Below are 26,417 nucleotides of genomic sequence, written 5' to 3'. Positions count from 1 at the left end.
GCAGGGTTGATTTTTTTGGCGAGGAGGAATCGACGTGAAGCAAGGATTGGTTCCAGGCGCTAAAATAGCTTTTGCTGTGACTGTTACACCGGATATGTATCCTGCTTTTGACGGCACGGCCATTCACGAAGTTATGTCTACCGTCACCATGATTTACTATATGGAGAAGGCTGGTCGAGAGATGATCGTTCCTTTTTTGGACGAAGAGGAAGAAGCTTCGGGGCTCGCTCTTGATATCAAGCATATAGGGCCTGCGGTCGCCGGACAGGAGGTAACGTTTCGAGCTGTATGTGTCGAGGTGGGAGCGAAGCGCATGGTGTGCGAGGTGACAGCAGAGACGCGAATCAATCTAGTCGGGAAAGGAACGTTTACGCAGGCGATTTTCTATAAAAATACGATGGCAGAGCGGCTCACGGCTTTGCGCCGCAAGGCGGAAGAAGAGCAGAAGCTATCTTGACAAGCTGAGCGGTGGTTCCTCCACTCCGACATGCCCTCCATTTTGCTTGAGCTATGGAGAATCAAGTGATACAATTTGACGAGATACAACATTTGGAAATCACGTGATTGACTAGGAGTGGTGAACATGAGGCCGCAATCGATGCTGTTTACCATATACGGCGAGTATGTACGTCATTATGGTAGCGAAATCTGGGTTGGGAGCCTGACCGCCCTGATGGGGGAATTCGGTTTGACCGAACAGGCCGTACGGGCCGCTATCTCGCGCATGCTGCGCCAAGGGTGGCTGGAGTCGCGCAAGGTGGGAAATCGCAGCTATTATTCAATGTCCCCGCGCGGCAAGCGGCGCTTGGATGAGGCGGCGGCCCGCATTTATAAGCAAGAGACAGATGTGTGGGATGGCAAATGGCGCATTGCGAGCTACAACATTCCCGAAAAGGATCGGGGCATACGGGATCAATTGCGCAAGGAACTGGCATGGCTCGGCTTCGGCATGTTGACGACGAGCACCTGGATCAGCCCTAACGATCTGACTGACAAGGTGAGGGACATCGTGGAATCACGAGGGATATCCGGATATGTGGAAATTTTTAAGGCGGATCATATCGCTTGGAGCAAATCTAGGCAGTTGGTGCAGAAGTGCTGGAACATCGATGAGATTAATGCGGCTTATGCTGAATTTATTGAGGTATACCGCCCAAGTTATGAAAAATTGCTCACGATGATGCAGCAGGGGGATACCATACCTGACGGCTACTGCTTCGTAGAGAAGAGCAAACTGGTTCACTGGTACCGGAAGTTCTTATTCATTGATCCGGACTTCCCTGAAGAGCTGTTGCCAGATGTGTGGTTAGGCAAGGAAGCGGATCAATTGTTCCATAACTACTATGATTTGCTTCATACAGGGGCCAGTCGTTTTTTTGAACAAGTATATGAACCTTCTCCTGATGCGCTTCCGCTTCGCAATATCGAGCATGCATAACATTTGGAACATTTGCATAGGTACATATCTCGGGAAAATGAATCTCTATGAATTTTGATTTATAAGGGCTCTTTGCAGCCTTTTTGCTTCCGTGCTTTAACGTAGGGTCGTATTACCGTTGCTTTTAATGGAAGCTTGTGCAAGGTCATAAGACATCGAGTAAACAGCTTTTAATTGATTCCAATAGTGCGTTTTGCGGTTTATTACGTGTCTCCTCCTTTATGAATACTTGTCCTCATTCTGTATGTTTGTGTATAATATAGCTTTCCTGTTTGTGGAATCATTTGGTTGAATCCGAATTTAGTTACTAGGGAAACGTACAAATAAATGTCCTACATTTCAATTTGCACATAAAGATAAGCGCTTTGCTTCTGTAATTTGTGCCAAAATTCAAAATAGGCAGCTTGACATATAGGGAATTGCGAGGATTACAGTGTGTTATCACTAAGTGAGATAGCGGTGTGCGCCAATATATCGAACGGCGTGGCCGCTATTCATTTGTAGGTGGAAAAAGGAAGCTTGACAATTCAAACTGGTTGTAACTATAATGGTTACACGAAAGGGTGAGCAGCATGAAGATAAGCAGCCGCTTTAGTGTAGCCGTCCACATTCTATCCTTGCTGGCGCTTGAACCGAACGCCCATCATACGTCGGAGTGGATGGCGGGCAGCGTCAACACGAATCCTGTTGTTATCCGGCGGGTAACGTCTCAATTGAAAAAGGCTGGACTCGTCGATGTACGACCTGGAACTGGTGGGGCAACGTTAAGCAAGCTGGCAGGCGATATTACGCTTCTTGATGTATATCGTGCTGTAGAGGCTGTTGAAGAGGGAGAGTTGTTCGGGTTCCATGATCATCCGAATCCGAAGTGTCCAATCGGAGCCAATATAGAATCGGTGTTACAACTGGTTATGCTGCGTGCGCAATCCGCCATGGAGCAGGTGCTGGCAGAAATGACCTTGGATCATCTGGCAGTTGACCTGAAGGATCGAATGGAAGAGAATGAGTAAATCGTTCTAGGATGCAGGCGGTTATCAATCCGAATTAGAAATACTCCAGTGACTAATGGAGTTTTTCGCGGGTTAGTTGTAACTTCCTTTATTACATTAAAGTTTTATTGTGGTTGTGAGCGTGCACTGCTTACTTGAAGGCAATAACGAATATTGAATATAGAAGGGAAGATCGATGATTATGAAAATTGCAGTATATGGTGCTACAGGTACAATTGGACAACGTATTGTGAACGAGGCTTTGACTAGAGGACATGAGGTAACGGCAGTTGTTCGTGATGCTTCACGTGTTGCACAGTCGCATGCGAACTTGACAGTGGTAACCGGAGATATTCTGAATTCTGCAAGTGTTGCGGAGCGTACAGCAGGCCATGATGTTGTGATTAGTTCCATCGGTCCTAAGATGGGTGAAGAATCTGCGCTTGTCGAAGCTACTCGCGCCTTGATTAACGGGGTGAAACAGGCAGGTGTTGAGCGCTTGATTTCCGTTGGCGGAGCGGGCAGTCTTGAAGTGGCTCCAGGCGTTCAAGTGGTGGATACTCCGGACTTCCCAGATGCATGGAAGCCAATTGCACTCGCTCACCGTGACGCGCTTGATGTATATCGTCATGAATCCACATTGGCATGGACGAATGTAAGTCCTGCTGCCATGATCGAGCCAGGAGAGCGTACTGGACAATATCGTACTGGTACTGACCAATTGGTTGTAGACGCAGAAGGCAACAGCCGCATCTCAGCAGAAGATTTCTCCGTGGCCATCTTGGATGAAGTGGAGAACCCGCAATTTACAGGCCGTCGCTTCACAGCAGCTTATTAATCGTTGCGATTTACAATTCAAACGTTATGAATGGATGCCTAGCTGCGGCTAGGCTCCAGGATACAGCATAGTTGAACAATAAAGGAGAATCGAGATGCCAAAATCAATCTTTCTTAGTCACGGTTCGCCGATGATTGCCATATTGGATAATGAATATACTCGTTTTCTAACTGAGCTCGGAGCAAGCATGCAGCCGAAGGCGATTGTTCTGTTCAGTGCCCATTGGGAAACCGAAGAGACTACAATATCGTTCCAAACTGGAACGTATGAGACGATCTATGATTTCTATGGTTTTCCAGATGAATTGTTTCAGGTGAAGTATCCGGCTACAGGTTCCATCGAAATTGCCACTGAAGTAGAACGCTGCTTGTCAGCACGTGGGATTGCCGTAAACCGTGATGAATCACGCGGTCTAGATCATGGTTCATGGTCGTTGTTGAAGCATTTGTATCCGAATGCGAATATTCCGGTCGTACAAATCTCGGTAAACCCATTCCTTCCCGCAGAGCAGCAGCTGCTAATCGGTGAGGCACTAAGTGAGTTGGATGAGGATATTCTTCTCATAGGCAGCGGAGCGACCGTGCATAATTTGCGCATGTTGAAGTGGGAGCAGACAGAGCCGGAAGCTTGGGCAGTTCAGTTCGATGACTGGCTCATTGAGAAGCTGGAGAAGAAGCAATGGAGTGAACTGGCAGCTTATCGGGAGCATGCTCCGCATGCTGCATTAGCAGTACCGCGGGCAGAACATTTTGTCCCATTCTTCATTGCGCTTGGAAGTGCAGGAGCTGCCTATGATCCGAAGGTCATTCATCGCAGCTATGAGATGGGGACACTCAGCTATATGTGCATGTCCTTTACGTAATGCTTCTACAATCGAAAGAGAGCTATCCTTACACTGGAATACTGTGACTGGGATAGCTCTCTTCTTGCTATGCAGCACTTGCGAGGTAGCAATGGTTACCCTGTTATAACCTAAGATAACCTAAGGTAACTAGATGAGCAAAGTTACCTACAGTTGTGTTATCCAATTGTGTTATCCTTCAACATGTTGCTTACCAGCTTGATCCGCCTGAGGAATTAGAATTATTGTTGTTGCCCCAGCTTGATCCTCCAGATGAGTTGCCGCTCGTATTGCGATTAGCTGCTTGCCGTGCGGCCGCTTCCTCTTGCTGTCTTTCTTGTCTTATGATCGATTCGTAAGCTTGCTCCATTGCTGTAAGGATGCCTGATTTGCGTGCGGCCTCGTCATAAGCACCATTATGCATTAACCGATCAACGTCAGTGCTAATGGATGAGAACTGTGAGCCATATTGGTGAACATTCAGCCTGCTGCCATATTTGGCGCTGGATGAACGATATGGCTGCTCCATTCTAGCCAGTTCCTGTTCCACATTTTGTTTTTGAATCGCGGCACGTTCGACTGCACTCAAGAATTGATTTGCTTCATTCATGAATCGTGTTCCCGTATCTGTAAGTAAATCCATATCATACGGCTGCTGTGCCAGGAGCTGGCGTATGCTGGATTGCATGGCTGCCAAGCTCTTCTCCTGCTGCAGCCAGTTGGAGCAGATACGATGGCGATCGATCGTATGCAAGCCTTGAGCGAAGCTGTCTTCAGCAGATGCTTGCATCTGCTTCGCTTCCTCCAGCTTGTGATCGAGCTTGCGAATTAAGTCGCTGTAATGCTCAGCCGCTTGATCGAGCTTCTGAAGGAGTGCAAGGATGTGATCGAGTTCGCTTCTTGCTTGTTCATATTCCTGCACGTCCTCATTGCACCATTGAGTCACTCGACGAAGTGCGGATTGTACGGTATCTACAGCCTGAAGCTCCTCACGATACTGCCTCCAAGCCTGTTCCCAGTACTTGCCTCGATATTGCGTCTGTGCACGTGCAGTCAATGCAGACAGTTCCCTATCCTGGGCTGCATATTGGGACAGCTTCGTCACTATCGACTGGATATCACGAGCATTCTTCAACTTCAAGTCCGCTAGACGCTGCGTGATCTGGACAGCTTCAGCGAGCAGTAGGCTTGCGCGCTCGGCATGCTGTGCCGTGACAGGAACTTCTCCAAGCTTCAGGCGATCAAGCATCTGCTCATTACTCTGCTGTGCTTCTTCAATCTTGCCGTATGGATCGATACGCACGAGCTTCAAGCGATGCTCCTCGACAATCTGGGAGACGGAATTTCTAGACTGATTCATCTGCTCGGGAAAGCGCTGATACTGCTCTGCGTACTTAGATACCGATTGCTGATCCTGTTCCAATCGTTGAATTTCTTCATCCACATGAATCACCCGCTGCTCGGATTAGAATGGAACAGGCGGATATGTGCGTAGGGGGAATGTTCAAAATTTCGTCAGCAGCATACACGGATGAACAAATGCCGATCATTCGACCGGCATTTACGCGTCCTACTGGTATCGAATAATAAGTTGCTAGTCTAAACGATGTTTCAATTCTTGATTTTGGTTGAGTGGGATTGCTGTCTATTGCGGCCCTGCAGATTCCTTGATCGTGTGAATGCCGGCAATAAAAGCATCGATTAGCAGTTCTAGGCTGACATCGAGGTCGAGGGGAATGCCGAAGCCTCCCTTTTGCTCCAATGATGCGAACCCGTGCAGTAAGCTGCGAAGACCGCGTGCAGCATGAATCGCAGCATCGCCAGTAAGTTCATATGCATGCAGGACTTGAACGACCAGTTCAACAATTTCCGTACTGACACGCTGCACATCCGCGTTTTGTGGATCAGGGGCTAGGAGTGTTGCATCATAGAGTCCAGGGTGATTGCGGACGAAGGCAACATATGCTTTGCCTATCGAGCAAACAGCCTCATCGCCTGAACGTCCAATAGCTGCACGTGTCAAGGCGTGGTTTAATTGCTCCAGGCCATGAATAGACAACAAAAGTCGTATTCCCTGCAAACCGTCAACGTGATTATATAGGGACGGGGGGCGTACCTTCAGCTGCTGTGCTAATGAAGCCAGCGTAACTGCTTCGATCCCCTGTTTGTCCGCAATTAGGGTAGCTGCTTCTAGTATCATTGCGGGAGTCAAACCAACTCTTGGTGACATGTTCATTTCTCCTCTGTTGTTAAGTCATTCAGTTCATTCACTGTTAGTTAATTGTAAATAGCCAATGCCCAATAGACAATTGACCCCATCTAGATATATTATAACTAATGTAATTAGTTAATTCAATAACATCGTTTGTTTTTTGGTGTGGATTCCTATCAGATGGAGGGAGAGAGCATGGATACGTTCATCTACGTGTTGCAAATATGTAATTTAGGATTGCGGTTCGTGTTGGAGCTTTGTACATTGGCAGCTTTTGCGTATTGGGGAATACAGAGGGGCAACAGTACTCTAACGAAGGTTTTGCTCGGTGGTGGTTCCGTTATCGTGGCGATGTTGATATGGGGGACATTTGGCTCTCCCAAGGCAATGATACCGCTTGAAGGCTGGATCCGAGCGCTGTTCGAGGCCGCTTTTTTTGGTCTGGCTGCATTATCGCTGCACGTGGTAGGAAAGCATGTGTGGGCTGCTATCTTTCTCATTGTTCTGGTGGGGAATTGGTTGTTGATGTATATGTGGAATCAGTGAAACCAGTCATCTAGTAACCGTTACTCAGTGGCACTCAACTCGTGCAGTTGGGTGTTTTTTATTTTATTCACGTGGATCGTATGTAGAGGAAATAAAGGGAAATATTGTAGTATGATTGGGGTGGGTGTATAATTTTTGTCATATATCAGGAATGTATGGCAGAAGGAGGCATCATGAAAGTAATTGCCGTTCGAATTGACAGCATGATCAGGCTGAACGACTGGCTGCCTTTTCTATCGCCAGAGCGAAGAGAGAGGGTAGGCCGTTTCTATCGAGAGATGGACTCTATTCGTTGTGTGCTAAGTGAGCTCGTTGCCAAGAGCTTAATAATAGAGATGACAGGCTGTTCATCTGATCAAATTGCGATTCAAGCGGATCAGTTCGGCAAGCCTTATATGAGTGGGCCTTACCATCACATTCAATTCAATATCTCGCATTCAGGAACATGGGTTGTCGGCATTGCGAACGATCAGGATCACCCAGTAGGGATTGATATAGAACAGATTGATGAAGATATGGAGCTAGGGAGCTTTGCAAGCATTTTGTCAATCGATGAGAAGCGGGTGCTTGACTCTGTACCAGTAAACGAACGGATGGAGCACTTTATCGAGCTGTGGACCTATAAGGAAAGTTATGTGAAGGCTGATGGCAAAGGGTTATCCATGCCTATTGACTTGTGTTCGTTCACCCCTAGTCTGACTGGCGAAGCTGCATGGCAATTAGCGTCACCTAGCGACATCCCGTATTATTGGAAGTCTTATTCCGTTCATCCTGATTATAAGATGACTGCTTGCTCGGCGTATAAGCGGCTGCCAGAGACCTGTGCCGTTAGTAAAGCCTCAGAATTTTTGCAGCGATATGTAGATCTGCGAGCCCATGCTGCGTCTGCGACCTGACAGATAAGACTATTGCAGTTTGTACGATTGGACGCATTACAAATGATGATTCATGGATGAGGTAATGAGGCTTCGAGGAATTCACAAGTTGAAGTAGCGGTGATCCTAATCAGCGTCATACGGATAAATCATTCCAATATCATGTAATTATCTTGTAATTTCATAAAGGAGATTAATCAAATTGAATAACAAAAGATGGATAACTGCTATGTTGATGATCCCTATTCTACTCGGCCTAAGCGCATGTAAGCAAGGAATATCAAATGTGCTTTCTACGAAAGATATCCCTGTTCATGTAGAGCGATCTTTGGACGCTGGGAATGTATCTCGCATCTCGATTCAGACAAAGAGCTCCAACATCCAATATAAGATTGGAACTAGCGATTCGATTCAAGTTCAATTAAAAGGTACATTCGATGGCAGCGAAGAAGAGAAAGAACAACTCCTGTCCACGGAAATGGATCAAGATCAGCTAGCGATCAAGGTGGGGCCAATAATGGGAAAGTTATATTCCAACATATCTCTATCGCTAGAGGTTGAAGTTCCCGCGAAGGTCTATGAGGAATTGAAGATAGAAGCTTCGAGCGGTAATATTACGACAGGTGAGATTGAAGCTGGCCAATTGTCTGTCGAAGCTTCGTCCGGAAACATATCCGTTGAAGGATATGCGGGGAAGGAATATAAAGTGGAAGCTAGTTCGGGCAACATTGAACTCGGAAGAATGGCGGGAAAAGGAAGTGTAGAGGCTTCCTCTGGCAACGTAGATGTGGCTATTGATCCATTCCATGAATCGGTTCGCGTTCATACAAGTTCGGGCAATGCGACCATTCGAGTCCAGCCGGACGCGGTATTTCGAATTGTAGGCGATACGAAGCTGGAACGTGCCGATTTGAAAATTCCGGTAACGCTCGAGCATAAGGAAAGCAAGAGAAATTTCGAGGCAAGTGTCAATCAGGCCACATCGGAGTCGCCTGTTCTGGATGTAACGACTTCGTCTGGGAAAATGATATTGGAAAAAATCAAATAATGTCGGAAAGGGGCCGTTTCAACGCTACGAGAAACCCGGCCTCTTTTTCTATCGAGATTTGCGTATATAGTTTTTTTTTGAAATGCTGGCGGCCTCCCATTCTTCAGTTTCCTTTTTAGAAACAAGGAAAGGTTAAACCCTACATATGGACAGATTATGTCCCCATTTACATCCCCTCATAAGTGCTGGGAACGAATTGGTCGTTGCGTGCCCTTTTATCCTCAATTTACCTTAATCCGCAGGTCGTTTTATTGTCGTCATATCCTATAGTTACCGAAATTATTTTTCATGTTGTCACATTCTTAGCCCAGTTGTTCGTTGTATAGAGTGGAAGGGGGGAGTAGGGCTTGGATGACGCGGAGTTAAGTCAGATCATCGCAGAGGTTCTGGATGGGAACACAGCAAAATTTGAAATGATTATGGAGAAATACCAAAAACCGATTTTTCTCTATTGTTATCACATGCTCGGCAATTATACCGAAGCGGAGGATAACGCACAGGAAGTATTTTTAAAGACATTTCGCAATTTGCGGAAATATCAGAGTGAGGTCCCCTTTCGAGCCTGGTTGTACAAGATTGCTTATCATCAATGCATTGATATGATCCGCAAGCGGAAGCTGGTGAAATATTTGCCGTTTTTTTACCGGGACGAGAAGGAAAATAAAGATGTCGATTTGCAGATTGAAGCTAACTATTTTGATGAATCCGTTCATCGAGCCTTGTCAAAATTAACGGCCGAAGAGCGGAACTTATTAATTTTACGTTGCGTCGAGGATAAGAGCTACCAGGAGATCGGTTTGATTTTGGGTAAAAGCAGCGCAAGCCTGCGTAAAAAATACGAACGTACGGCTGCAAAATTCCGAGAGCATTATGCTCATGTAAAGGGGCTGGGAGTGTATGAATATGGACAAGGATCGGGATTTAAAAAAATTATTTAATGACCCGCGCATTCCCGACGCCGACTTGACAGGAAAGATCATGAGTATTTTGCATGCCGAACCCCCAAAAAAAGAGAGGTTTTTTGTGAAATATAAAGTTTCTTTGACTGTGATTGTAGGGACGATGTTAATGGCTTCCACGGGTTACGCGGCCGTTCAGTATAATTCATTGTCGAATAAGGATGGCGAAGTCGTATATGAGACTAAATCGGCGAAAGAGATGGGACCAGCAGAAACGAAAGATGTACAAGAGCATTTCAAGGCATTTCATGAACTTAAGGAGAAGATGTTAAAGAGCGGTGAAGCTGGACTGTTCTATCTGGTTGCCAATAACCCGGATCATCAAACAAATCTTGGAACGAAGGCGATGCCATTCCAAAATCTCTCTCAATTACGCGAAAAGATTACGGATAAGTCCATCAAGATTCCAGACAGTGTCAATGGAAATTATAAATTCAAAGAAGCGGATGTGCTCTTTAGAAATGCTCAGGAAGTAAACCCACCTTCTCTGAAAGAACAAAAGGCGCTGGCGGAAAAACTGAGAAAGCAGGCGGAAGAATCCAATCAGGGATATGCCATGATGCCGGTTGAAATGACAAATCAGTTTTTCATTCTCAATGCTACGTATCAAAATGGAGAGGATAAAATCGGGGTTAATGTCACTAATCTGAGTGGAAAGAGCATGAACGCTGGATTGTATATTGACGAGAAAGTAGAGTTTAAGCAGGAGAAGGTTCAAGTGAAGGGAGTAGAAATGCTGTATACAGATTGGGGTCGTTCAAAGTGGCATGAGTTGAGATGGGTATACGAGAGCCCTGACAAAAAGGTAAGATACGTCTATACGATAGATGGAGATATAAATAAGGTAAGTAAAGAAGCTTTGATGAAAATTGCTGAAAGTTATTTGGAATAATAAACGACTAAAAAATGGGGGCTGCTCCAAAGCGAATTGGAGCGGGTTCCCGTTTTCTTTTACATATCAAAAACTTCCGGGGTCCCCGCAAAGTAATCGGAATAAGCTTCAAAGGCTACACGTCACTTTGTGGGGTTATTTTAACCGGTCAGATCAGGCTGCACGCCTTATGATTGAATCGGTTCAAGAACAAGGCCAGCCATATTACGGCGGATGATCCAGGTTTTTTGTCGTCAGATCCGGTGGTTACCGGAATGATTTTTTTATGTTGTCACATTTTTAGCCCAGCTGTTCGTTGTATAGAGTGAAAGGGGGGGAGGGCTTGAATGACGCGGAGTTAAGTCAATCATCGCAGAGGTGCCGGATGGAATACGGCAAAATTCGAGGTTGACTTGTAGATTGAAACGGGCTAATTTGATGAATCCGTGCATTCCCGACTCCGACTTAACAGGATAGGTTATGCAAATTTTGTGTGCTGAGCAAAAAGAAAAGGAGAGGTTTTTCGTGAAATATAAAGTTGCTTTGACTGCGGTTGTAGGGATGATGTTGACGGTCTCTACGAGTTACGCGGCCGTACAGTATCATTCTTTGAAGAATAAGGATGGCGAAGTTGTATATGAGACGAAATCGACGAAGACGCAACAGTCCGGAAAAACAGAATCGGAAGATGAAAGAAAGCGGTTCAATGCATTTTTTGAACTTAAGGAGAAGGTGCTAAAGAACGGGGAAGCTGGGCTGTTCTATATGGTTGCCAATAACCCGGATCATCAAACAAATCTTGGAACTAAGTTGACTCCATTCCAAAATCTCGCTCAATTGCGCGATAAGATTACGGATAAATCCGTTAAGATTGCAGACAGTGTCAATGGTAATTATAAATTCAAAGAAGCGGAAGTGCTCTTTAAAAATGTTCAGGAAGTAAATCCGCCTTCTCCGGAAGAAAAAAAGGCGATGGCGGAAAAGCTGAGAAAACAGGCAGAAAAGTCCAAAAAGGGATATGCCATGATGCCAATTAAAATGACAGATCAATTTTCCAACATTTGGGTCACTTATCGAAATGGAGAGGATACAATCCAGGTTACGATCACTAATCTGAACAAAAAGAATGGAGGAATGTATATTGACGAGCAAAGTGAGTTTGAACAGGAAAAGGTTCAAGTGAAGGGGGTAGAAATGCTGCATACAGAATTTGGTCCTTCGCATGTGCACAATCTGACATGGGTATACGAGAGCCCGGACAAAAAGAAAAGATACGCCTATAATGTCCAAGGAAACAGCGATAAAATCAGCAAAGAAAGCTTGATGAAAATTGCTGAAAGCTATTTGGAACTTATAAATAGTAAATAACAAAAACGGGAATCCCCTCCAAAGCGAATTGGAGCGGGTTCTCGTTTTTGTTATTTAGGCTTTAGCCAGTTGAGAGCGTGAAACGCGAGAAACAAAAAACCACCTTTGAGGCGGTTATTTGATGATCTTGTTCATGAATACAAAAAAGAGAGGGTGAATTCTGAATATTAACTTGATTATTTGTGAGGGTGGTTCTACAATATTTTTGATTGAATAATTAGTCAATATAAAAACCCGCCGCAAATTACCGTATTGCAGAAAGGAACATTCGTATGGAAATGAACCGTAACAAACTAAATTGGACGATAGCAGCCCTGCTGTTAAGTATTTTCCTGTCGTCCTTGGATCAAACAATTGTATCTACTGCACTGCCCTCCATTGTTCAGAAAATTGGTGGGCTAGATGTTGTATCGTGGGTATTCACGATTTACATGCTGGCATCAACAGCGATCATACCGGTAGTGGGGAAGCTGTCCGATATGTATGGGCGCAAGCGATTTTATATTGCAGGATTGGCCCTCTTCACGGGAGGCTCCCTGCTATGTGGGCTCGCAACTTCAATGACTCAGCTTATTGCCTTTCGAGGAATTCAAGGACTTGGAGCTGGTTTCCTCATGCCGATTACGTTCACGCTTATTTTTACGATTATTCCGCAGGAACGTGCAGGCAAATTCCAAGCTCTCTTTATGGGGGTATATGCACTCTCTTCTGTCGTTGGGCCGACAATCGGCGCTTTTATTACGGAACAGCTCAACTGGCATTGGAACTTCTTCGTGAATATTCCGTTTGGTATCGCAGCAATCCTCATCATGTGCTGGTCATTGGTTGAATCACGCGCTGATACAGGCAAGCCGAAGGTAGATTATGCCGGTGCGCTGCTTCTTATTGTGACAACTGTTATTCTCTTGTTGGCATTCAAGCTGGCGGGTGAGGACTATGCTTGGGGATCGTGGGAAGTGCTGCTTATGTTGCTAGGTGGGGCACTGGCACTGGTTCTATTTATCGGGATCGAGCTGCGGGCATCTGAGGCCATTATCCCTCTTCACTTATTCCGCAATCGGACGATTGCTGGCGTTTCGCTAGCTTCCTTTGTTCAAGGGATGATTATGTATGGTGCTTTGCTCTACATTCCATTTTTCATTCAGGCGGGGCTTGGGGGAAACGTGAAGGATGCGGGGAACGCGCTAACGCCGATGATGTTCTCGGTTATGGTTGGTACTGTACTGGGAACAATGCTGATGAAGCGGCTCAGTTGGAGGGGATCGGTGCTGCTCGCGTCAAGTCTTATGGGAATGAGTGCATTCTTATTTACGACTCTGCCGCTTGACGTAAATATGTGGTATGTTAGGGGAAATACAGCCTTAATAGGTGTCGGGATTGGAATCCTTATGCCGAATGCGCAGACGGCTGCAACACTTACTGCACCTGAACGATACAGAGGAGTCGCCACCTCGATGGTTACCTTCTTTCGTACGATTGGCGGCGTGCTTGGAGCATCCATTATGGCGGCCATTGTAAATCAGCATCTGGCAACAGAAATTCAGCGTCAGGCTTCGGTTTTGCAGCTGGATTCGGCAGTACTGGATAAGTTGAGCAATGCGCAAATGCTGATTGGGTCCACATCGCTGTTACCAGACCATGCAGCCGCAGCATTAAGAGCGTCGCTCGTCGCATCTATTCATTCCGGCTTCTGGCTGCTGGTTATAGCTGCGGCCCTGGTTCTGCCGATGGGTGTCTTGATGGGGAATGAGCGGTTTCATGCGTCAAATGCTGTACAGTCGAAGCATTCGGATCATACATCTGTATAGGCATTCGTAGAATGATTCATTGTGTAAAGGAGGGGGCTCAGCCATGCGGTTGCTAGTTCCATTAGCTGCTGTTCGTGCAGAGCTGTATGTATATGTCACCTAGAAATGCGGATCAAAATAAGTTGATTCGGGACGAGCGTAAGGAACAGATTTTAAGCAGCGCTTTAAAGGTATTTTCCAATAGAGGATTCGTAGCTACCAAGATTAGCGACATTGCGAAGGAAGCTTCTTTGAGTCATGGTCTTGTCTATCATTATTTTGAGTCGAAGGATGAGATATTCGCAACCTTAGTGGAACGGGCACTGCAATCTTCCGATCAATTGATGCTGATGACGGTGTCGGTTCAAGGGAACAGCTTGGATCAGATTGCATGGATGACGCAGCAAATTTTAAGTGCGTTCGCGGAGCGCGAAGAGGCCGTGTATTATCATCACATTATGCTGCAAGCCTCTACGTATCAATCGATGCCGGATTCCGTGAAGTCACAGATGCAGCAATTAACCAGTCCAATGAAGCATATGGTAGGGATAATAGAGGAAGGTCAGCGCAGGGGTGAGATTCACGGCGGGGATGCCAAGCGGCTGGCTACGCTGTATTGGTCCATGATTCAAGGTCTGGCGCTTATGAAGATTGAAGCGGGAGAATATTTCAGCATGCCTGATTGTGACATGATTGTTCGCATGTTTAAATAATTTCCCCGCTTGGGATTGGTAATTACTGAATTATTGAATAATAGAATAAGGCTTCATAAAGTGATGGAAATCTAGGGTTTGGAACTAATGTTTCACGATTGTCCACAATTGGGCAGAAGTCTCTGATTCGTTCGTGAGCGTTTACATATCTGCAGATTATGATAGTATAGGTTCAATGAAGTAAGGTTGCGGCTGTCTTGCCTATGCGTGTTGACGGCATATTCATAGAATCATTTCACAAAAGTGGGTTGTAGACATGGATCATGACAAACAGCGATTGAGTATTGAAGCGGCAAGATTATATTATTTATCGGATTATAGTCAGATGGACATTGCAGCCAAGTTAGGGGTATCCCGTCCGACTGTATCCCGGCTGCTGCAATATGCAAAGGAGCAAGGGTTCGTACGGATCGATATTGTCGATCCGCTTGAGGATCTGGACGCATTGGGAGCACGACTTAGACATCGGTATGGACTGGATACGGCACTCGTCTGCTATTCGCCGGCGAACGAATACAAGGAAATTCAGAAACATATTAGCAAGCGAGCAGCTGAGTATTTAGCCGAAACGGTTCAAGATACAGATATTATCGGTGTAACATGGGGACGTACGATGCATGCAGTTGCACAGCAGCTTCAACAGAAGCAGGTTCGAGGCGTTGAGGTCGTACAGCTCAAGGGAGGCATTAGCCACTCGCATGTGAATACTTATGCGGCGGAGACGGTGAATCTGTTTGCATCAGCCTTTCATACGATTGCCCGTTATTTGCCGCTGCCCGTTATATTTGACAGCGTCGCCTTGAAGCAAATGGTGGAGGAGGATCGGCATATCCGCCGAATCATTCAGCTTGGCAAGCAGGCCAATATTGCGGTGTTCACCGTGGGTACGGTGAATGATGATGCATTGTTGTTCCAGCTTGGCTACTTCAGCAGTGAAGAGAAGAAGCTGCTGCAGAGCAGAGGTGTTGGTGATATATGCTCGCGATTCTTCGATGCGGAGGGCCGCATTTGCAGTGAAGGAATTAATGATCGAACCGTAGGAATTGATTTGTCGGATTTGCGAGAGAAGGACAAGTCGATACTTGTAGCAGGGGGACAGCGCAAGATTGATGCGATCCGTGCAGCGCTTGTTGGTAAATATGCCAATATACTCGTAACCGATCAATTTACGGCGCAAGCATTATTGCAATAATTACCGCTATGCAGCGACAATGGAAGCCCTTAGAGTAGGTACGTGGAGGCGAAGCCCCATATTCTATTCTGAGGGATTTTTTATGCGCTTTTTGTTCAAAATATTGTAAGAAAGCTGTTCATAATATTGTAATGAACAAAATTTCTGAGCAAGCTTTACATCTGTTCAGACCGCATGATATGATACCCATGAAATCAATATTACAACTGTTAAATGGATATGACACAAGAATATAAGGGGTGTGCAGCATGAGCATAGCACGTATGATTGACCATACGATGTTGAAGGCAGACGCTGTTCAAGCGGATATTGCCAAGCTGGTTGAGGAAGCGAAGCAGTATCAATTCGCTTCGGTGTGCGTTAACCCGACTTGGGTGGCTTACTGTGCAGAGCAGCTTGCTGGTACAGAAGTTAAGGTATGTACGGTTATTGGATTCCCACTCGGTGCATCTACATCTGCTGTTAAGGCATTGGAGACACAAGATGCGATTGCAGGTGGTGCAACCGAAGTTGATATGGTTATTAATATTGGAGAGCTGAAGGCCGGCAACGATGAATTCGTACTGAAGGACATCGAGGCGGTTGTGAAAGCGGCTTCAGGCAAAGCGCTCGTCAAGGTCATTATTGAGACTTGCCTGCTTACTGATGAGCAGAAGGTTCGCGCTTGTGAACTGGCTGTGAAGGCAGGAGCTGACTTCGTGAAGACATCTACAGGCTTCTCGACAGGCGGTGCGACTCGTGAAGATGTAGCACTTATGCGCAAGACGGTTGGCCAGCAGACAGGTGTGAAGGCTTCTGGCGGTGTTCGCAGCTTGGAAGATGTGAACAACATGATTGAAGCGGGAGCAACTCGAATTGGAGCAAGCTCTGGCGTCAGCATCATGAATGGCATTACATCGACATCTTCTTATTAAAATAGAGACGTGAATCATTCCTTCGGTAGGCGAGTCGCTTATGGAAGGGATGATTCACTGTCCAATGAGGAGGATCAGCCCATGAAAGAACAGTTGATTCAAGAAGCGCTGGAGGCGCGCAAGCAGGCTTACGCACCATATTCTCATTTCCAGGTTGGGGCGGCTATTTTAGCGGATGGAACCATTTATCGTGGCTGCAACGTAGAGAATGCATCCTATGGCTTGACGAACTGTGCGGAACGAACGGCTGTATTCAAGGCTGTATCGGAAGGCAAACGTAAGGTAGAAGCTGTTGCTGTAGTTGCGGATACGGAAGGGCCTGTATCTCCGTGTGGAGCTTGTCGCCAAGTGTTGGCAGAGTTCTGCGATGGTGATACGAAGATTTACTTGACGAATCTTAAGGGTGACACAGAGGAATGGACAATGTCCCAACTGCTTCCTGGCGCGTTTTCAGGTGCCGATATGGAAAAGGATAGCGAGTAAAACAAAGATAGAAATTACGTTCGATTTGAAAGCGGTAACAAGGTGCTCTAAATCATTTTTAAGAAATCGATGCATGCTCTAGCATGGGGGGAACTTTACATGAAATTTGTAATTGCGATCATTGGTCTGCTGGCTGTATTCGGACTCACATATATCGCAAGTAAGGATCGACGCAACATTCGCTATCGTCCATTGGCCATAATGGTCGTGTTGCAGGCAATTCTGGCATTTGTGTTGTTGAATACAAGTGTCGGGGAAGTGATAATCGGCAAATTTGCTAAAGTTTTTGAATCATTGCTCGGTTATGCAGCCGAAGGCATTAACTTTGTGTTTGGCGGAATCGTGAATGATATTCAAGGAACTCAATTTTTCTTAAACGTTTTGCTGCCGATTGTTTTTATTTCCGCCTTGATTGGTATTTTGCAATACACGAAAATCTTGCCGTTCATTATTAAGTACATCGGTCTTGGATTGAGCAAGGTTAACGGTATGGGTAAGCTGGAATCATACAACGCAGTAGCATCTGCAATTCTGGGTCAGTCCGAAGTATTTATTTCGGTGAAAAAGCAAATTGGATTGCTGCCGGAGCGCCGCTTATATACACTTTGTGCTTCTGCGATGTCGACAGTATCGATGTCCATTGTCGGTGCTTATATGACAATGATTCAGCCTAAATATGTAGTAACTGCGCTTGTATTGAATCTGTTTGGCGGATTTATAATCGCTTCGATTTTGAATCCGTATAAAGTATCAAAGGAAGAAGATATTCTGGAAGTGCAGGAAGAGCATAAGCAATCGTTCTTCGAAATGCTGGGCGAATACATTATGGACGGCTTCAAGGTCGCGATTACTGTTGCTGCGATGCTGATCGGTTTTGTTGCCTTGATTGCACTTATCAACGGAATCTTCGGCAGTATCTTCGGAATTTCATTCCAAGAAGTGCTTGGCTATGTGTTCGCACCATTCGCATTCCTGATGGGGGTACCTTGGAAGGAAGCGGTCGATGCGGGAAGCATTATGGCAACGAAGATGGTAGCGAACGAATTCGTCGCGATGCTGGATCTTGGCAAGCTAGCTCTGTCTGAGCGTACTACAGGTATCGTATCTGTATTCTTGGTATCGTTCGCGAACTTCTCCTCGATCGGCATCATTTCTGGTGCAGTGAAGGGACTTCATGAGAAGCAAGGCAACGTAGTGGCACGCTTCGGTCTTCGCTTGCTGTACGGCGCTACGATGGTAAGCGTATTGTCTGCGATTGTTGCAGGTATTTTCCTATAACTATATTCACAACGTCCACTTCTGGTTAAGTGGACGTTGTAAGCATCTAAATCAGCTTGGGAAAGGGGAACGACATGATGACAACATTCAAAAGGATTCATCTTATCGTTATGGACTCGGTAGGCATCGGTGAAGCACCTGATGCGGCACAATTCGATGATGTAGGCTCAGATACACTCGGGCATATCGCACAGGAATGCGGAGGGCTGAACATGCCTAATATGGCTGCACTCGGCTTGTCCAATATTCGCTCGATTCCTGGCATAGAGGTGGCCGAACGTCCCCTAGGCTATTATGGCAAAATGCAAGAAACCTCCCGCGGCAAAGATACAATGACTGGACATTGGGAGATCATGGGGCTGTATATTGATACTCCATTCCGCGTGTTTCCGGATGGATTCCCAGCGGAACTGATTGAACGCATTGAGGCGAAGACAGGTCGCAAGGTAATCGGCAACAAGCCGGCAAGCGGAACCGAAATTATCGATGAGCTCGGTGAAGAGCATGTGAAGACAGGCGCTCTCATTATTTATACTTCTGCGGATTCTGTACTACAAATTGCAGCGCATGAAGAGGTAGTTCCATTGAAGGAGCTGTACGAGATTTGTGAGTTCTGTCGCGAAATTACTCGAGATGACCCTTACATGCTTGGACGAATTATTGCTCGTCCATTTGTAGGGGAGCCTGGGAACTTCACGCGTACGTCGAACAGACATGATTATGCCTTGAAGCCATTTGGCCGCACAACAATGAATGAGCTGCAGGATCAAGGCTACGATGTGATCGCATTAGGCAAAATTTCAGATATTTATGATGGCGAAGGAATTACACAAGCAATTCGAACAAAGTCTAATATGGACGGCATGGATAAATTTATCGCGACACTGGATGAGCCATTCAAGGGATTAAGTTTCATAAATCTCGTTGACTTCGATGCATTGTACGGACATCGCCGCGATCCAGCGGGTTATGGACGTGCGCTAGAGGAATATGATGCTCGGCTGCCTGAAGTATTTGCGAAGATGACGGATGAGGATCTGCTCCTCATTACAGCAGACCATGGCAATGATCCAACGTACAAAGGCACTGACCATACGAGGGAGTACGTTCCACTGATTGCATATTCTCCGCGCTTTGTAGATGGAGGCAAGGAGCTTCCACTTCGTGGAACATTTGCAGATATCGCGGCAACGGTTGCCGAGAACTTTGCAGTTGCGGCACCAGCGTATGGCAAGAGCTTTTTATCTGATTTGAAATAATTCGGATTTGAAATAATTCATCATACTGGAGGAACATAACTATGAGTGTACACATTGGAGCGAAACAAGGCGACGTTGCAGAAACGATATTGTTGCCAGGAGATCCATTGCGTGCGAAATATATCGCAGAAACGTACTTGGAGGATATTACTTGCTATAACGAGGTTCGCGGGATGCTCGGCTTCACGGGAACTTACAAAGGCAAGCGCATCTCCGTACAAGGTACGGGCATGGGGGTTCCGACAACAAGCATTTATGTAAATGAGCTGATCAATGAGTACGGTGTGAAGAACTTGTTCCGTGTAGGTACTTGCGGTGCGATGCAGAAGGACGTTCATGTGCGTGATGTCGTGCTTGCTCAAGCAACTTGTACAGATTCCAGCATGAACCGTCATGTCTTCGGCGGATATGACTACTCTCCAATCGCCAGTTTCTCCTTGCTGAAGGGGGCTTATGAGAATGCGGTTGCGAAGGGAATGAACGTTCATGTCGGCAACATCTTCACTTCCGACATGTTCTACCGCGATGACAAGTCTGTTGTTCAGAAGCTGATGGATTATGGCGTATTGGCCGTGGAAATGGAAACAACGGCTCTGTACACACTGGCTGCGAAATATGGTGTGAATGCATTGACAATCTTAACAGTTAGTGACCACTTGCTGACAGGTGAGGAAACGACATCGCAAGAGCGTCAAACAACGTTCAATGACATGATGGAAGTGGCGTTGGAGACAGCTATTTCGCTGTAAGTAGTTTTGTCATTAGCAACAAGCAAAGGCGTTTATAGGGTTGGCATTATAGTGAATTCGTTTTTGGTTAAGAATGATGAACGAACCTGCGTTCAAGCACATATCCAATGGAGAGCGAGGAGAATCAACGATGAGAATGGTGGATCTGATTGCGAAGAAGCGTGACGGCAAGGAACTGACGACAGAGGAAATTAACTTTGTTATTGATGGCTATACCAAAGGTGATATCCCGGATTATCAAGTCAGTGCATTTGCGATGGCCATTTATTTTCAAGATATGACGGAGCGGGAGCGGGCTGATTTGACGATGGCCATGGTCAACTCCGGTGAAACGATTGATCTCTCAGCAATTGAGGGCGTTAAGGTCGATAAGCATTCAACTGGCGGTGTTGGCGATACGACGACGCTTGTACTCGCCCCTCTAGTTGCGGCATTGGATATTCCAGTAGCCAAGATGTCAGGCCGTGGGCTTGGTCATACAGGCGGTACGATTGATAAGCTCGAGGCAATCGAAGGGTTCCATGTGGAAATTACGAAGGACGAGTTCGTAAACCTAGTCAATAACCATAAGATTGCGGTAATCGGTCAGACAGGCAACTTAACGCCTGCGGACAAGAAGTTGTATGCCCTGCGTGACGTTACAGCAACTGTCAATTCCATTCCGCTTATTGCAAGCTCCATTATGAGCAAGAAGATTGCGGCAGGTTCCGATGCCATCGTACTCGATGTGAAGACTGGAGCAGGGGCCTTTATGAAGACGGCTGAGGATGCGAAGGAATTGGCGCATGCGATGGTCAGCATCGGCAACAATGTTGGTCGCAAGACGATGGCTGTTATATCCGATATGAGCCAACCCCTTGGACGTGCAATCGGCAACTCGCTTGAAGTACAGGAAGCGATTGATACACTGCGTGGACATGGCCCTGAGGATCTGGAAGAGCTGTGCTTCGCGCTTGGCAGACAGATGGTATTCCTTGCTGGCAAGGCGTCCTCCTTGGAAGAGGCGGAAGAGAAGCTGAAGGAAGTCATCACGAACGGCAAGGCGTTGGAGAAGTTCAAGGAATTCATCGCGAACCAAGGCGGCAATCCAGAGGTCGTCGACGATCCGAACAAGCTGCCGCAGGCTGCTTATAAGATCGAAGTTCCTGCTAAGGAAGACGGCGTAGTGGCAGAAATCGTCGCTGACGAGATTGGTACAGCAGCGATGCTGCTTGGCGCTGGCCGCGCAACGAAGGAGTCCGAAATCGATCTTGCTGTAGGCTTGATGCTGAACAAGAAGATTGGAGATGCGGTTAAGGCAGGCGAGTCCTTGGTAACGATTCATGCAAATCGTGAGAACGTGGATGACGTCATTGCTAAGATTTATGAGAACATTCGGATTAGCGACCATGCAGAGGCACCAGTGCTTGTCCATGATATCGTAACGGAATAAATTTAGGTTCAGTGGAGAGCAGGATGCAGGCGGATGCCTTGCAGCTTGCTCTTTTTCCTTTTCATGCAGATTTTCCTATATGGATGATCAGAAATAACGGGGGTGTACATCTTATCAAATAACGTTAACGCCTATCAATTTGCGTATTGCGAACCTGGCATGGATAGAGGAATTGAAATCATGCTATCATGAACTCAACAATATCGTAAGGGGGAGCTGCATGAGATATTTTCCGCTCGGAGATTCGGCGGTTGTCGTGGAATTTGGTACCCTCATCGGGCAGGCTGCACATGAGCAAGTTCGGTTGTTGTCACTCTACCTTGACGAACATCCGATGCAAGGGATGATTGAATACGTCCCTTCTTATACGACTGTAACTGTATTTTATAATCCGGGTCAGTTGCGGTATGATGAGGCACAAGCGCGACTGGAAATTGCTGTTGCCCAATCGTTACATATGAAGCTTGAATGCAATATTCGAACTGTCGATATACCGGTATGCTATGGTGGGAGCTTCGGTCCTGATTTGAATGAAGTCGCCGCGATTAACCAGCTGTCACCGGATGAAGTTGTTCACATTCATAGCAGCGGGGAATATGTAGTCTATTTGCTTGGGTTTGCGCCAGGTTTTCCGTTTCTGGGAGGAATGTCGAAGCGGATTGCCGCACCAAGGCGTTCCACTCCACGGCTTGCGATTCCATCAGGGACAGTAGGAATTGCCGGCATGCAAACGGGAGTGTATCCAATCGTCACGCCCGGCGGCTGGCAGTTGATCGGTCGGACACCCGTACCGTTATTTCGTCCGGATATGAATCCTCCAACTTTGCTAAGAGCAGGGGATAGAATACGCTTTTTGCCTATTACAGAAGAGGAATACACGAAATGGGAGGAGCGCGGGTCATGTGTATCCGGGTAAAATCGGCGGGCATGCTGACAACGGTTCAGGATCTCGGCCGCTTTGGGTTGCAAAAGTACGGTGTACTAACAAGTGGCGCAATGGATGGGGTCGCACTCAGGCTGGCAAACTTGCTGGCAGGCAATGAAGAGGGCGCGGCAGCTTTAGAGATTACGTTGCTTGGGCCGCAGCTTATATTTGAAAAGGGCGCCGTAATCGCTCTAGCGGGGGGCAACTTGTCTCCTAGCATTGATGGAATGAGCATTCCGCTATGGCGTCCCGTGTATGTTCCTGCAGGAAGCACATTACAATTCGGGAGAACTGTATCGGGCTGCAGAACCTATTTGGCAATAAGCGGCGGGCTATCCGTCCCGGAAGCGATGGGTAGTCGCAGCACTTATTTGCGAGCAGGAATAGGTGGATTGCATGGTCGAGCGCTTGAAGCTGGAGATGTGCTGGAGATGGGAGAAGCTGCCGAACCGTTCAATTTATGTTCCCTTGAAACGATTGTCATGCCATGGGGGGCCAGCTTTGCGATTCGTCCTGCTTACAAAGAAAATCCGGTGCTTCGCGTCGTCCGTGGTCCTGAATTCGATACATTCAGTGAAGAAAGCAAGCATCGATTATGGACGGAGCCATTCCGCGTCACGACGCAGTCGGACAGAATGGGCTACCGGCTCGCAGATGTGCCGTTGACAGTGGCAGAACCTGTTGACATGATCTCGTCTGCCGTTAGCACAGGCACGATTCAAGTACCGCCGGAAGGCAATCCGATCGTGTTGTTGGCGGATCGACAAACGGTCGGTGGATATCCGCGAATCGCTCATGTAATTAGTGTGGATTTGCCGCTCATCGCCCAAGTGAGACCAGGCGGGTATATTCGATTTGCAGAGGTTACACAAGAAGAAGCACAGGATCTGTATGTGAAGCGGGAACAAGAGATTGCCCAATTCCGGCAGGGACTAGCCCTGCGGATTCGTTAGGAGGGAAAGTACTATGCATCAAATCGATATAAACTGTGATATGGGAGAGAGCTTTGGCGCATATCGGCTCGGCTCGGATGAAGCAATTTTGCCGTTCGTAACATCCGTGAATATTGCTTGTGGTTTCCATGCTGGCGATCCTTCCGTCATGAAGCGGACTGTAGCAGCAGCACTTGAGCGTGGGGCAGCAATTGGGGCTCATCCCGGACTACCAGATCTAGCTGGATTCGGACGGCGCAACCTCGACATCACTCCTGAGGAAGCCTATGATTTGGTCGTCTATCAAGTGGGGGCGCTATACGGATTTGTTACAGCGGCTGGCGGCAAGATGCAGCATGTGAAGCCGCATGGCGCCTTGTACAACATGGCTGCAAGCAACTGCGCGCTGGCTGAGGCGATTGCCCGAGCTGTCCATGATATGAATCCAGAGCTGGTGTTATTCGGACTATCGGGAAGTGAACTGGTAAAGGCGGGTCAAGCCGTTGGACTTCGCTGTGCGCATGAAGTATTCGCAGACCGGACGTACCAAGCGGATGGTTCTTTGACGCCGCGTCGGGAGTCCAATGCGCTGATCACGGATACTGAAGAAGCGGTACAGCAGGTCATTCGCATGGTAAAAGAAGGGGTTGTCCACGCTGTCCAGGGTGATGATGTAGCGATTCAAGCCGATACGGTATGCATTCATGGTGATGGCACACATGCGCTTGCCTTTGCCCAAAGCTTGCGGCAACGGTTGAGTGATGAAGGAATTGTTGTGCGATCCGTTTGGGCGAAGTAGAAGTTGATCCTATTTTTTGACTTATATATAGAAGGGATAGCGTCAAGGAAGCTGAGGGAAGTAAGCCAGAAATGGGGAAAAAGGTGTTATGCTTTTTTAAAAGAGAGTTCATCTCTTAGAGAAGCATGGACACCTTTTTTATTTGTCTATTGTGAAAACATTTTCAAAATGACGTAATAAATAATTGGATTCACCCAATTCGCTTTTATATATTGCGTATTATTTATTTATAGTATACATTAATGAAAAAGGATAAAATATACATTTTCTTAGTTGTTGGAGACGGGATGAAACAAGAACTCGGTAACAGTGGAATAGGGAGGATAACCGTGATCGCGAAAAATAAGGAAAGCACTCAATTGGCTGGTCTGTATGTAGATGAATCTCAGAGGAACCTGGCGGTTGCCAAGCTGGTGGAATCCGCTCTCTGCAACGGAGAAGGTCATCTGACTTCGACTGGCGCTTTGCAAGTCACAACGGGCAAATATACGGGACGTTCCCCGAAGGATAAGTTCATCGTCAGAGAGTCGGACACAGCAGACCATGTCGCTTGGGGCGAGGTGAATCAGGCTATCACCTCTGAGCAATTCGACTCGTTGTATAACAAAACGATCAACTATATGAAGAACCGCAAGCTCTTTGTATTCGACGGTTATGCAGGGGCAGACCTGGCTTATCGTTTGCCTGTCCGCTTTATTAATGAATACGCGTGGCAAAATTTATTCGTTCAGCAATTGTTTATACGTCCAACAACGAATGAGCTGTTAACTCATGAACCTGATTTTACTGTGATTGCAATGCCTGGCATGAAGGCGGATCCCGCTGTCGACGGGACGAATTCCGAGACGTTCATTGCGATCTCATTCGAGAGAAAGACTGTGCTCATCGGCGGTACCCATTACGCAGGCGAGATAAAGAAATCGATTTTCAGCGTGCTGAACTATTTGCTTCCCTTCCGTGGCGTCATGCCGATGCACTGCTCGGCGAATGTCGGGGAGGATGGAGACACGGCATTGTTTTTTGGATTATCGGGAACAGGGAAGACGACTTTGTCGGCTGATCCGGATCGCGGCTTAGTCGGCGATGATGAGCATGGCTGGTCCGATGCGGGCGTATTCAATTTCGAAGGCGGCTGCTATGCCAAATGCATCGGGCTGTCGCAGGAGAAAGAGCCGCAAATCTGGAATGCAATCCGGTTCGGCTCTGTCCTGGAAAATGTGTGGATTGACACCGTAACCGGTGAGGCAGATTACCATAGTAATACACTAACGGAGAACACGCGGGCCGCTTATCCGATTGATTATATTCATAACTCGATCATTCCCGGTACCGCAGGCCATCCGAATGTCATTATCTTTTTGACCGCCGATGCCTTTGGCGTCCTGCCTCCCGTATCCAAGCTGACGAAGGAGCAGGCGATGTATCACTTCCTGTCCGGCTATACATCCAAAATGGTAGGTACGGAACGCGGCGTAGTCGAACCAGAAGCGACATTCTCGGCATGCTTTGGAGCTCCATTTCTCCCCTTGAGACCGGATGTATACGCAGAAATGCTCGGCGACAAAATCACGAAATACGGTGTGAAGGTTTATTTGGTCAATACAGGATGGAGCGGCGGTCCTTACGGGATTGGCGAGCGGATGAATCTGTCGTACACAAGGGCGATGGTCAAGGCGATTATGAATGGAAGTATCGAGAAAGCAGCCTTCACTTCTCATCCTGTATTCGGCATGCTTATCCCTGATGCAGTACCATTCATTCCCCATGAACTGCTTGATCCGAGGAACATGTGGGCGGATAAATCGGCTTATGATCGTAAGGCGAAGCAGCTGGCGGAGATCTTTGCTCGCAATTTCGAAATAAAATTCAGCGATGTAGCGGAATCAATCAAGCTTGCCGGTCCGCAGGTATAATTGCTGTGAGGAGAGGGGCTGCCTCTGCGTTGTGTTCATAACGCAGAGGCAGCCCT

Annotated in this window: 26 protein-coding genes; 24 read left to right on the top strand and 2 right to left on the bottom strand. The window is 46.9% G+C overall.

The window, feature by feature from the left end:
• The first annotated feature begins 34 nt into the window (after positions 1 to 34).
• The 5 genes from BLS15_RS11175 (at position 35) to BLS15_RS11155 (ending at position 4,127) form a co-directional block, all read left to right on the top strand.
• Complete coding sequence (locus tag BLS15_RS11175; RefSeq protein ID WP_090511444.1) at positions 35 to 457, top strand: thioesterase family protein; 423 nt, start codon at positions 35 to 37, stop codon at positions 455 to 457.
• A gap of 126 nt (positions 458 to 583) precedes the next feature.
• A complete protein-coding gene (gene paaX, locus BLS15_RS11170; protein ID WP_090511440.1) occupies positions 584 to 1,438 on the top strand; it encodes a phenylacetic acid degradation operon negative regulatory protein PaaX in 855 nt (284 codons plus the stop codon).
• 572 nt (positions 1,439 to 2,010) lie between these two features.
• Positions 2,011 to 2,448 (top strand): Rrf2 family transcriptional regulator, encoded by a 438-nt coding sequence (locus BLS15_RS11165; protein WP_021256925.1) that lies wholly within the window; start codon positions 2,011 to 2,013, stop codon positions 2,446 to 2,448.
• Positions 2,449 to 2,629: 181 nt separating this feature from the next.
• On the top strand, positions 2,630 to 3,265 hold the full coding sequence (locus BLS15_RS11160) for an NAD(P)-dependent oxidoreductase (protein ID WP_028531348.1): 636 nt from the start codon (positions 2,630 to 2,632) through the stop codon (positions 3,263 to 3,265).
• 94 nt (positions 3,266 to 3,359) lie between these two features.
• The gene (locus BLS15_RS11155) at positions 3,360 to 4,127 is read left to right on the top strand and encodes a DODA-type extradiol aromatic ring-opening family dioxygenase (RefSeq protein ID WP_021256923.1); all 768 of its coding nucleotides are present in this window, start codon (positions 3,360 to 3,362) and stop codon (positions 4,125 to 4,127) included.
• 190 nt (positions 4,128 to 4,317) lie between these two features.
• Here the strand turns inward: BLS15_RS11155 and BLS15_RS11150 are convergent, their stop codons facing one another.
• The gene (locus BLS15_RS11150) at positions 4,318 to 5,550 is read right to left on the bottom strand and encodes a hypothetical protein (protein WP_090511436.1); all 1,233 of its coding nucleotides are present in this window, start codon (positions 5,548 to 5,550) and stop codon (positions 4,318 to 4,320) included.
• A gap of 201 nt (positions 5,551 to 5,751) precedes the next feature.
• Positions 5,752 to 6,336, bottom strand: a complete 585-nt coding sequence (locus tag BLS15_RS11145) for a TetR/AcrR family transcriptional regulator (protein ID WP_090511433.1) — start codon at positions 6,334 to 6,336, stop codon at positions 5,752 to 5,754.
• Between the two features lie 177 nt (positions 6,337 to 6,513).
• Between BLS15_RS11145 and BLS15_RS11140 the strand changes: the two genes are divergently transcribed.
• From BLS15_RS11140 to pckA, 19 genes are all read left to right on the top strand, one after another.
• Positions 6,514 to 6,864 carry a YrdB family protein gene (locus tag BLS15_RS11140; RefSeq protein ID WP_021256920.1) on the top strand — a complete coding sequence of 117 codons (351 nt, stop codon included), beginning with the start codon at positions 6,514 to 6,516 and terminating at the stop codon, positions 6,862 to 6,864.
• Positions 6,865 to 7,037: 173 nt separating this feature from the next.
• Entirely contained in the window at positions 7,038 to 7,760 is a 723-nt protein-coding gene (locus tag BLS15_RS11135; protein WP_021256919.1) for a 4'-phosphopantetheinyl transferase family protein, read from the top strand.
• Between the two features lie 181 nt (positions 7,761 to 7,941).
• Complete coding sequence (locus BLS15_RS11130; protein WP_021256918.1) at positions 7,942 to 8,787, top strand: DUF4097 family beta strand repeat-containing protein; 846 nt, start codon at positions 7,942 to 7,944, stop codon at positions 8,785 to 8,787.
• Positions 8,788 to 9,134: 347 nt separating this feature from the next.
• Positions 9,135 to 9,725, top strand: coding sequence for an RNA polymerase sigma factor (locus BLS15_RS11125; RefSeq protein ID WP_021256917.1), 591 nt, complete (start codon positions 9,135 to 9,137; stop codon positions 9,723 to 9,725).
• A complete protein-coding gene (locus BLS15_RS11120) occupies positions 9,685 to 10,638 on the top strand; it encodes a DUF4367 domain-containing protein (protein ID WP_090511430.1) in 954 nt (317 codons plus the stop codon). Before BLS15_RS11125 ends, BLS15_RS11120 begins: the two co-directional genes overlap by 41 nt.
• Before the next feature lie 504 nt (positions 10,639 to 11,142).
• Positions 11,143 to 11,985, top strand: a complete 843-nt coding sequence (locus tag BLS15_RS11115) for a DUF4367 domain-containing protein (RefSeq protein WP_021256915.1) — start codon at positions 11,143 to 11,145, stop codon at positions 11,983 to 11,985.
• Between the two features lie 272 nt (positions 11,986 to 12,257).
• Positions 12,258 to 13,793, top strand: coding sequence for an MDR family MFS transporter (locus tag BLS15_RS11110; RefSeq protein WP_090511427.1), 1,536 nt, complete (start codon positions 12,258 to 12,260; stop codon positions 13,791 to 13,793).
• A gap of 92 nt (positions 13,794 to 13,885) precedes the next feature.
• Complete coding sequence (locus BLS15_RS11105) at positions 13,886 to 14,485, top strand: TetR/AcrR family transcriptional regulator (RefSeq protein ID WP_021256913.1); 600 nt, start codon at positions 13,886 to 13,888, stop codon at positions 14,483 to 14,485.
• Positions 14,486 to 14,741: 256 nt separating this feature from the next.
• Positions 14,742 to 15,677 (top strand): sugar-binding transcriptional regulator, encoded by a 936-nt coding sequence (locus BLS15_RS11100; protein WP_021256912.1) that lies wholly within the window; start codon positions 14,742 to 14,744, stop codon positions 15,675 to 15,677.
• Between the two features lie 248 nt (positions 15,678 to 15,925).
• Positions 15,926 to 16,591, top strand: a complete 666-nt coding sequence (deoC, locus tag BLS15_RS11095; RefSeq protein ID WP_021256911.1) for a deoxyribose-phosphate aldolase — start codon at positions 15,926 to 15,928, stop codon at positions 16,589 to 16,591.
• Between the two features lie 57 nt (positions 16,592 to 16,648).
• The gene (locus tag BLS15_RS11090; RefSeq protein WP_260612227.1) at positions 16,649 to 17,074 is read left to right on the top strand and encodes a cytidine deaminase; all 426 of its coding nucleotides are present in this window, start codon (positions 16,649 to 16,651) and stop codon (positions 17,072 to 17,074) included.
• Positions 17,075 to 17,173: 99 nt separating this feature from the next.
• On the top strand, positions 17,174 to 18,352 hold the full coding sequence (locus BLS15_RS11085; RefSeq protein WP_021256909.1) for a NupC/NupG family nucleoside CNT transporter: 1,179 nt from the start codon (positions 17,174 to 17,176) through the stop codon (positions 18,350 to 18,352).
• Positions 18,353 to 18,429: 77 nt separating this feature from the next.
• The gene (gene deoB, locus BLS15_RS11080) at positions 18,430 to 19,611 is read left to right on the top strand and encodes a phosphopentomutase (protein ID WP_072730430.1); all 1,182 of its coding nucleotides are present in this window, start codon (positions 18,430 to 18,432) and stop codon (positions 19,609 to 19,611) included.
• A 41-nt stretch (positions 19,612 to 19,652) separates the two neighbouring features.
• Positions 19,653 to 20,360, top strand: a complete 708-nt coding sequence (gene deoD / locus BLS15_RS11075; protein ID WP_028531338.1) for a purine-nucleoside phosphorylase — start codon at positions 19,653 to 19,655, stop codon at positions 20,358 to 20,360.
• Between the two features lie 130 nt (positions 20,361 to 20,490).
• On the top strand, positions 20,491 to 21,792 hold the full coding sequence (locus tag BLS15_RS11070; RefSeq protein ID WP_028531337.1) for a pyrimidine-nucleoside phosphorylase: 1,302 nt from the start codon (positions 20,491 to 20,493) through the stop codon (positions 21,790 to 21,792).
• A 220-nt stretch (positions 21,793 to 22,012) separates the two neighbouring features.
• Entirely contained in the window at positions 22,013 to 22,708 is a 696-nt protein-coding gene (gene pxpB, locus BLS15_RS11065) for a 5-oxoprolinase subunit PxpB (RefSeq protein WP_028531336.1), read from the top strand.
• On the top strand, positions 22,693 to 23,670 hold the full coding sequence (locus tag BLS15_RS11060; protein WP_090511424.1) for a 5-oxoprolinase subunit C family protein: 978 nt from the start codon (positions 22,693 to 22,695) through the stop codon (positions 23,668 to 23,670). The genes pxpB and BLS15_RS11060 overlap by 16 nt, the downstream gene beginning before the upstream one ends.
• Before the next feature lie 13 nt (positions 23,671 to 23,683).
• Positions 23,684 to 24,448 carry a LamB/YcsF family protein gene (gene pxpA / locus BLS15_RS11055; protein WP_028531334.1) on the top strand — a complete coding sequence of 255 codons (765 nt, stop codon included), beginning with the start codon at positions 23,684 to 23,686 and terminating at the stop codon, positions 24,446 to 24,448.
• A gap of 329 nt (positions 24,449 to 24,777) precedes the next feature.
• The gene (gene pckA / locus BLS15_RS11050; RefSeq protein WP_028531333.1) at positions 24,778 to 26,361 is read left to right on the top strand and encodes a phosphoenolpyruvate carboxykinase (ATP); all 1,584 of its coding nucleotides are present in this window, start codon (positions 24,778 to 24,780) and stop codon (positions 26,359 to 26,361) included.
• The last annotated feature ends 56 nt before the right edge of the window (positions 26,362 to 26,417 follow it).

This window comes from Paenibacillus sp. cl6col (assembly GCF_900102125.1).
Lineage (GTDB): Bacteria > Bacillota > Bacilli > Paenibacillales > Paenibacillaceae > Paenibacillus_B > Paenibacillus_B suaedae.
This window is presented reverse-complemented; position numbering and strand designations above follow the sequence as displayed.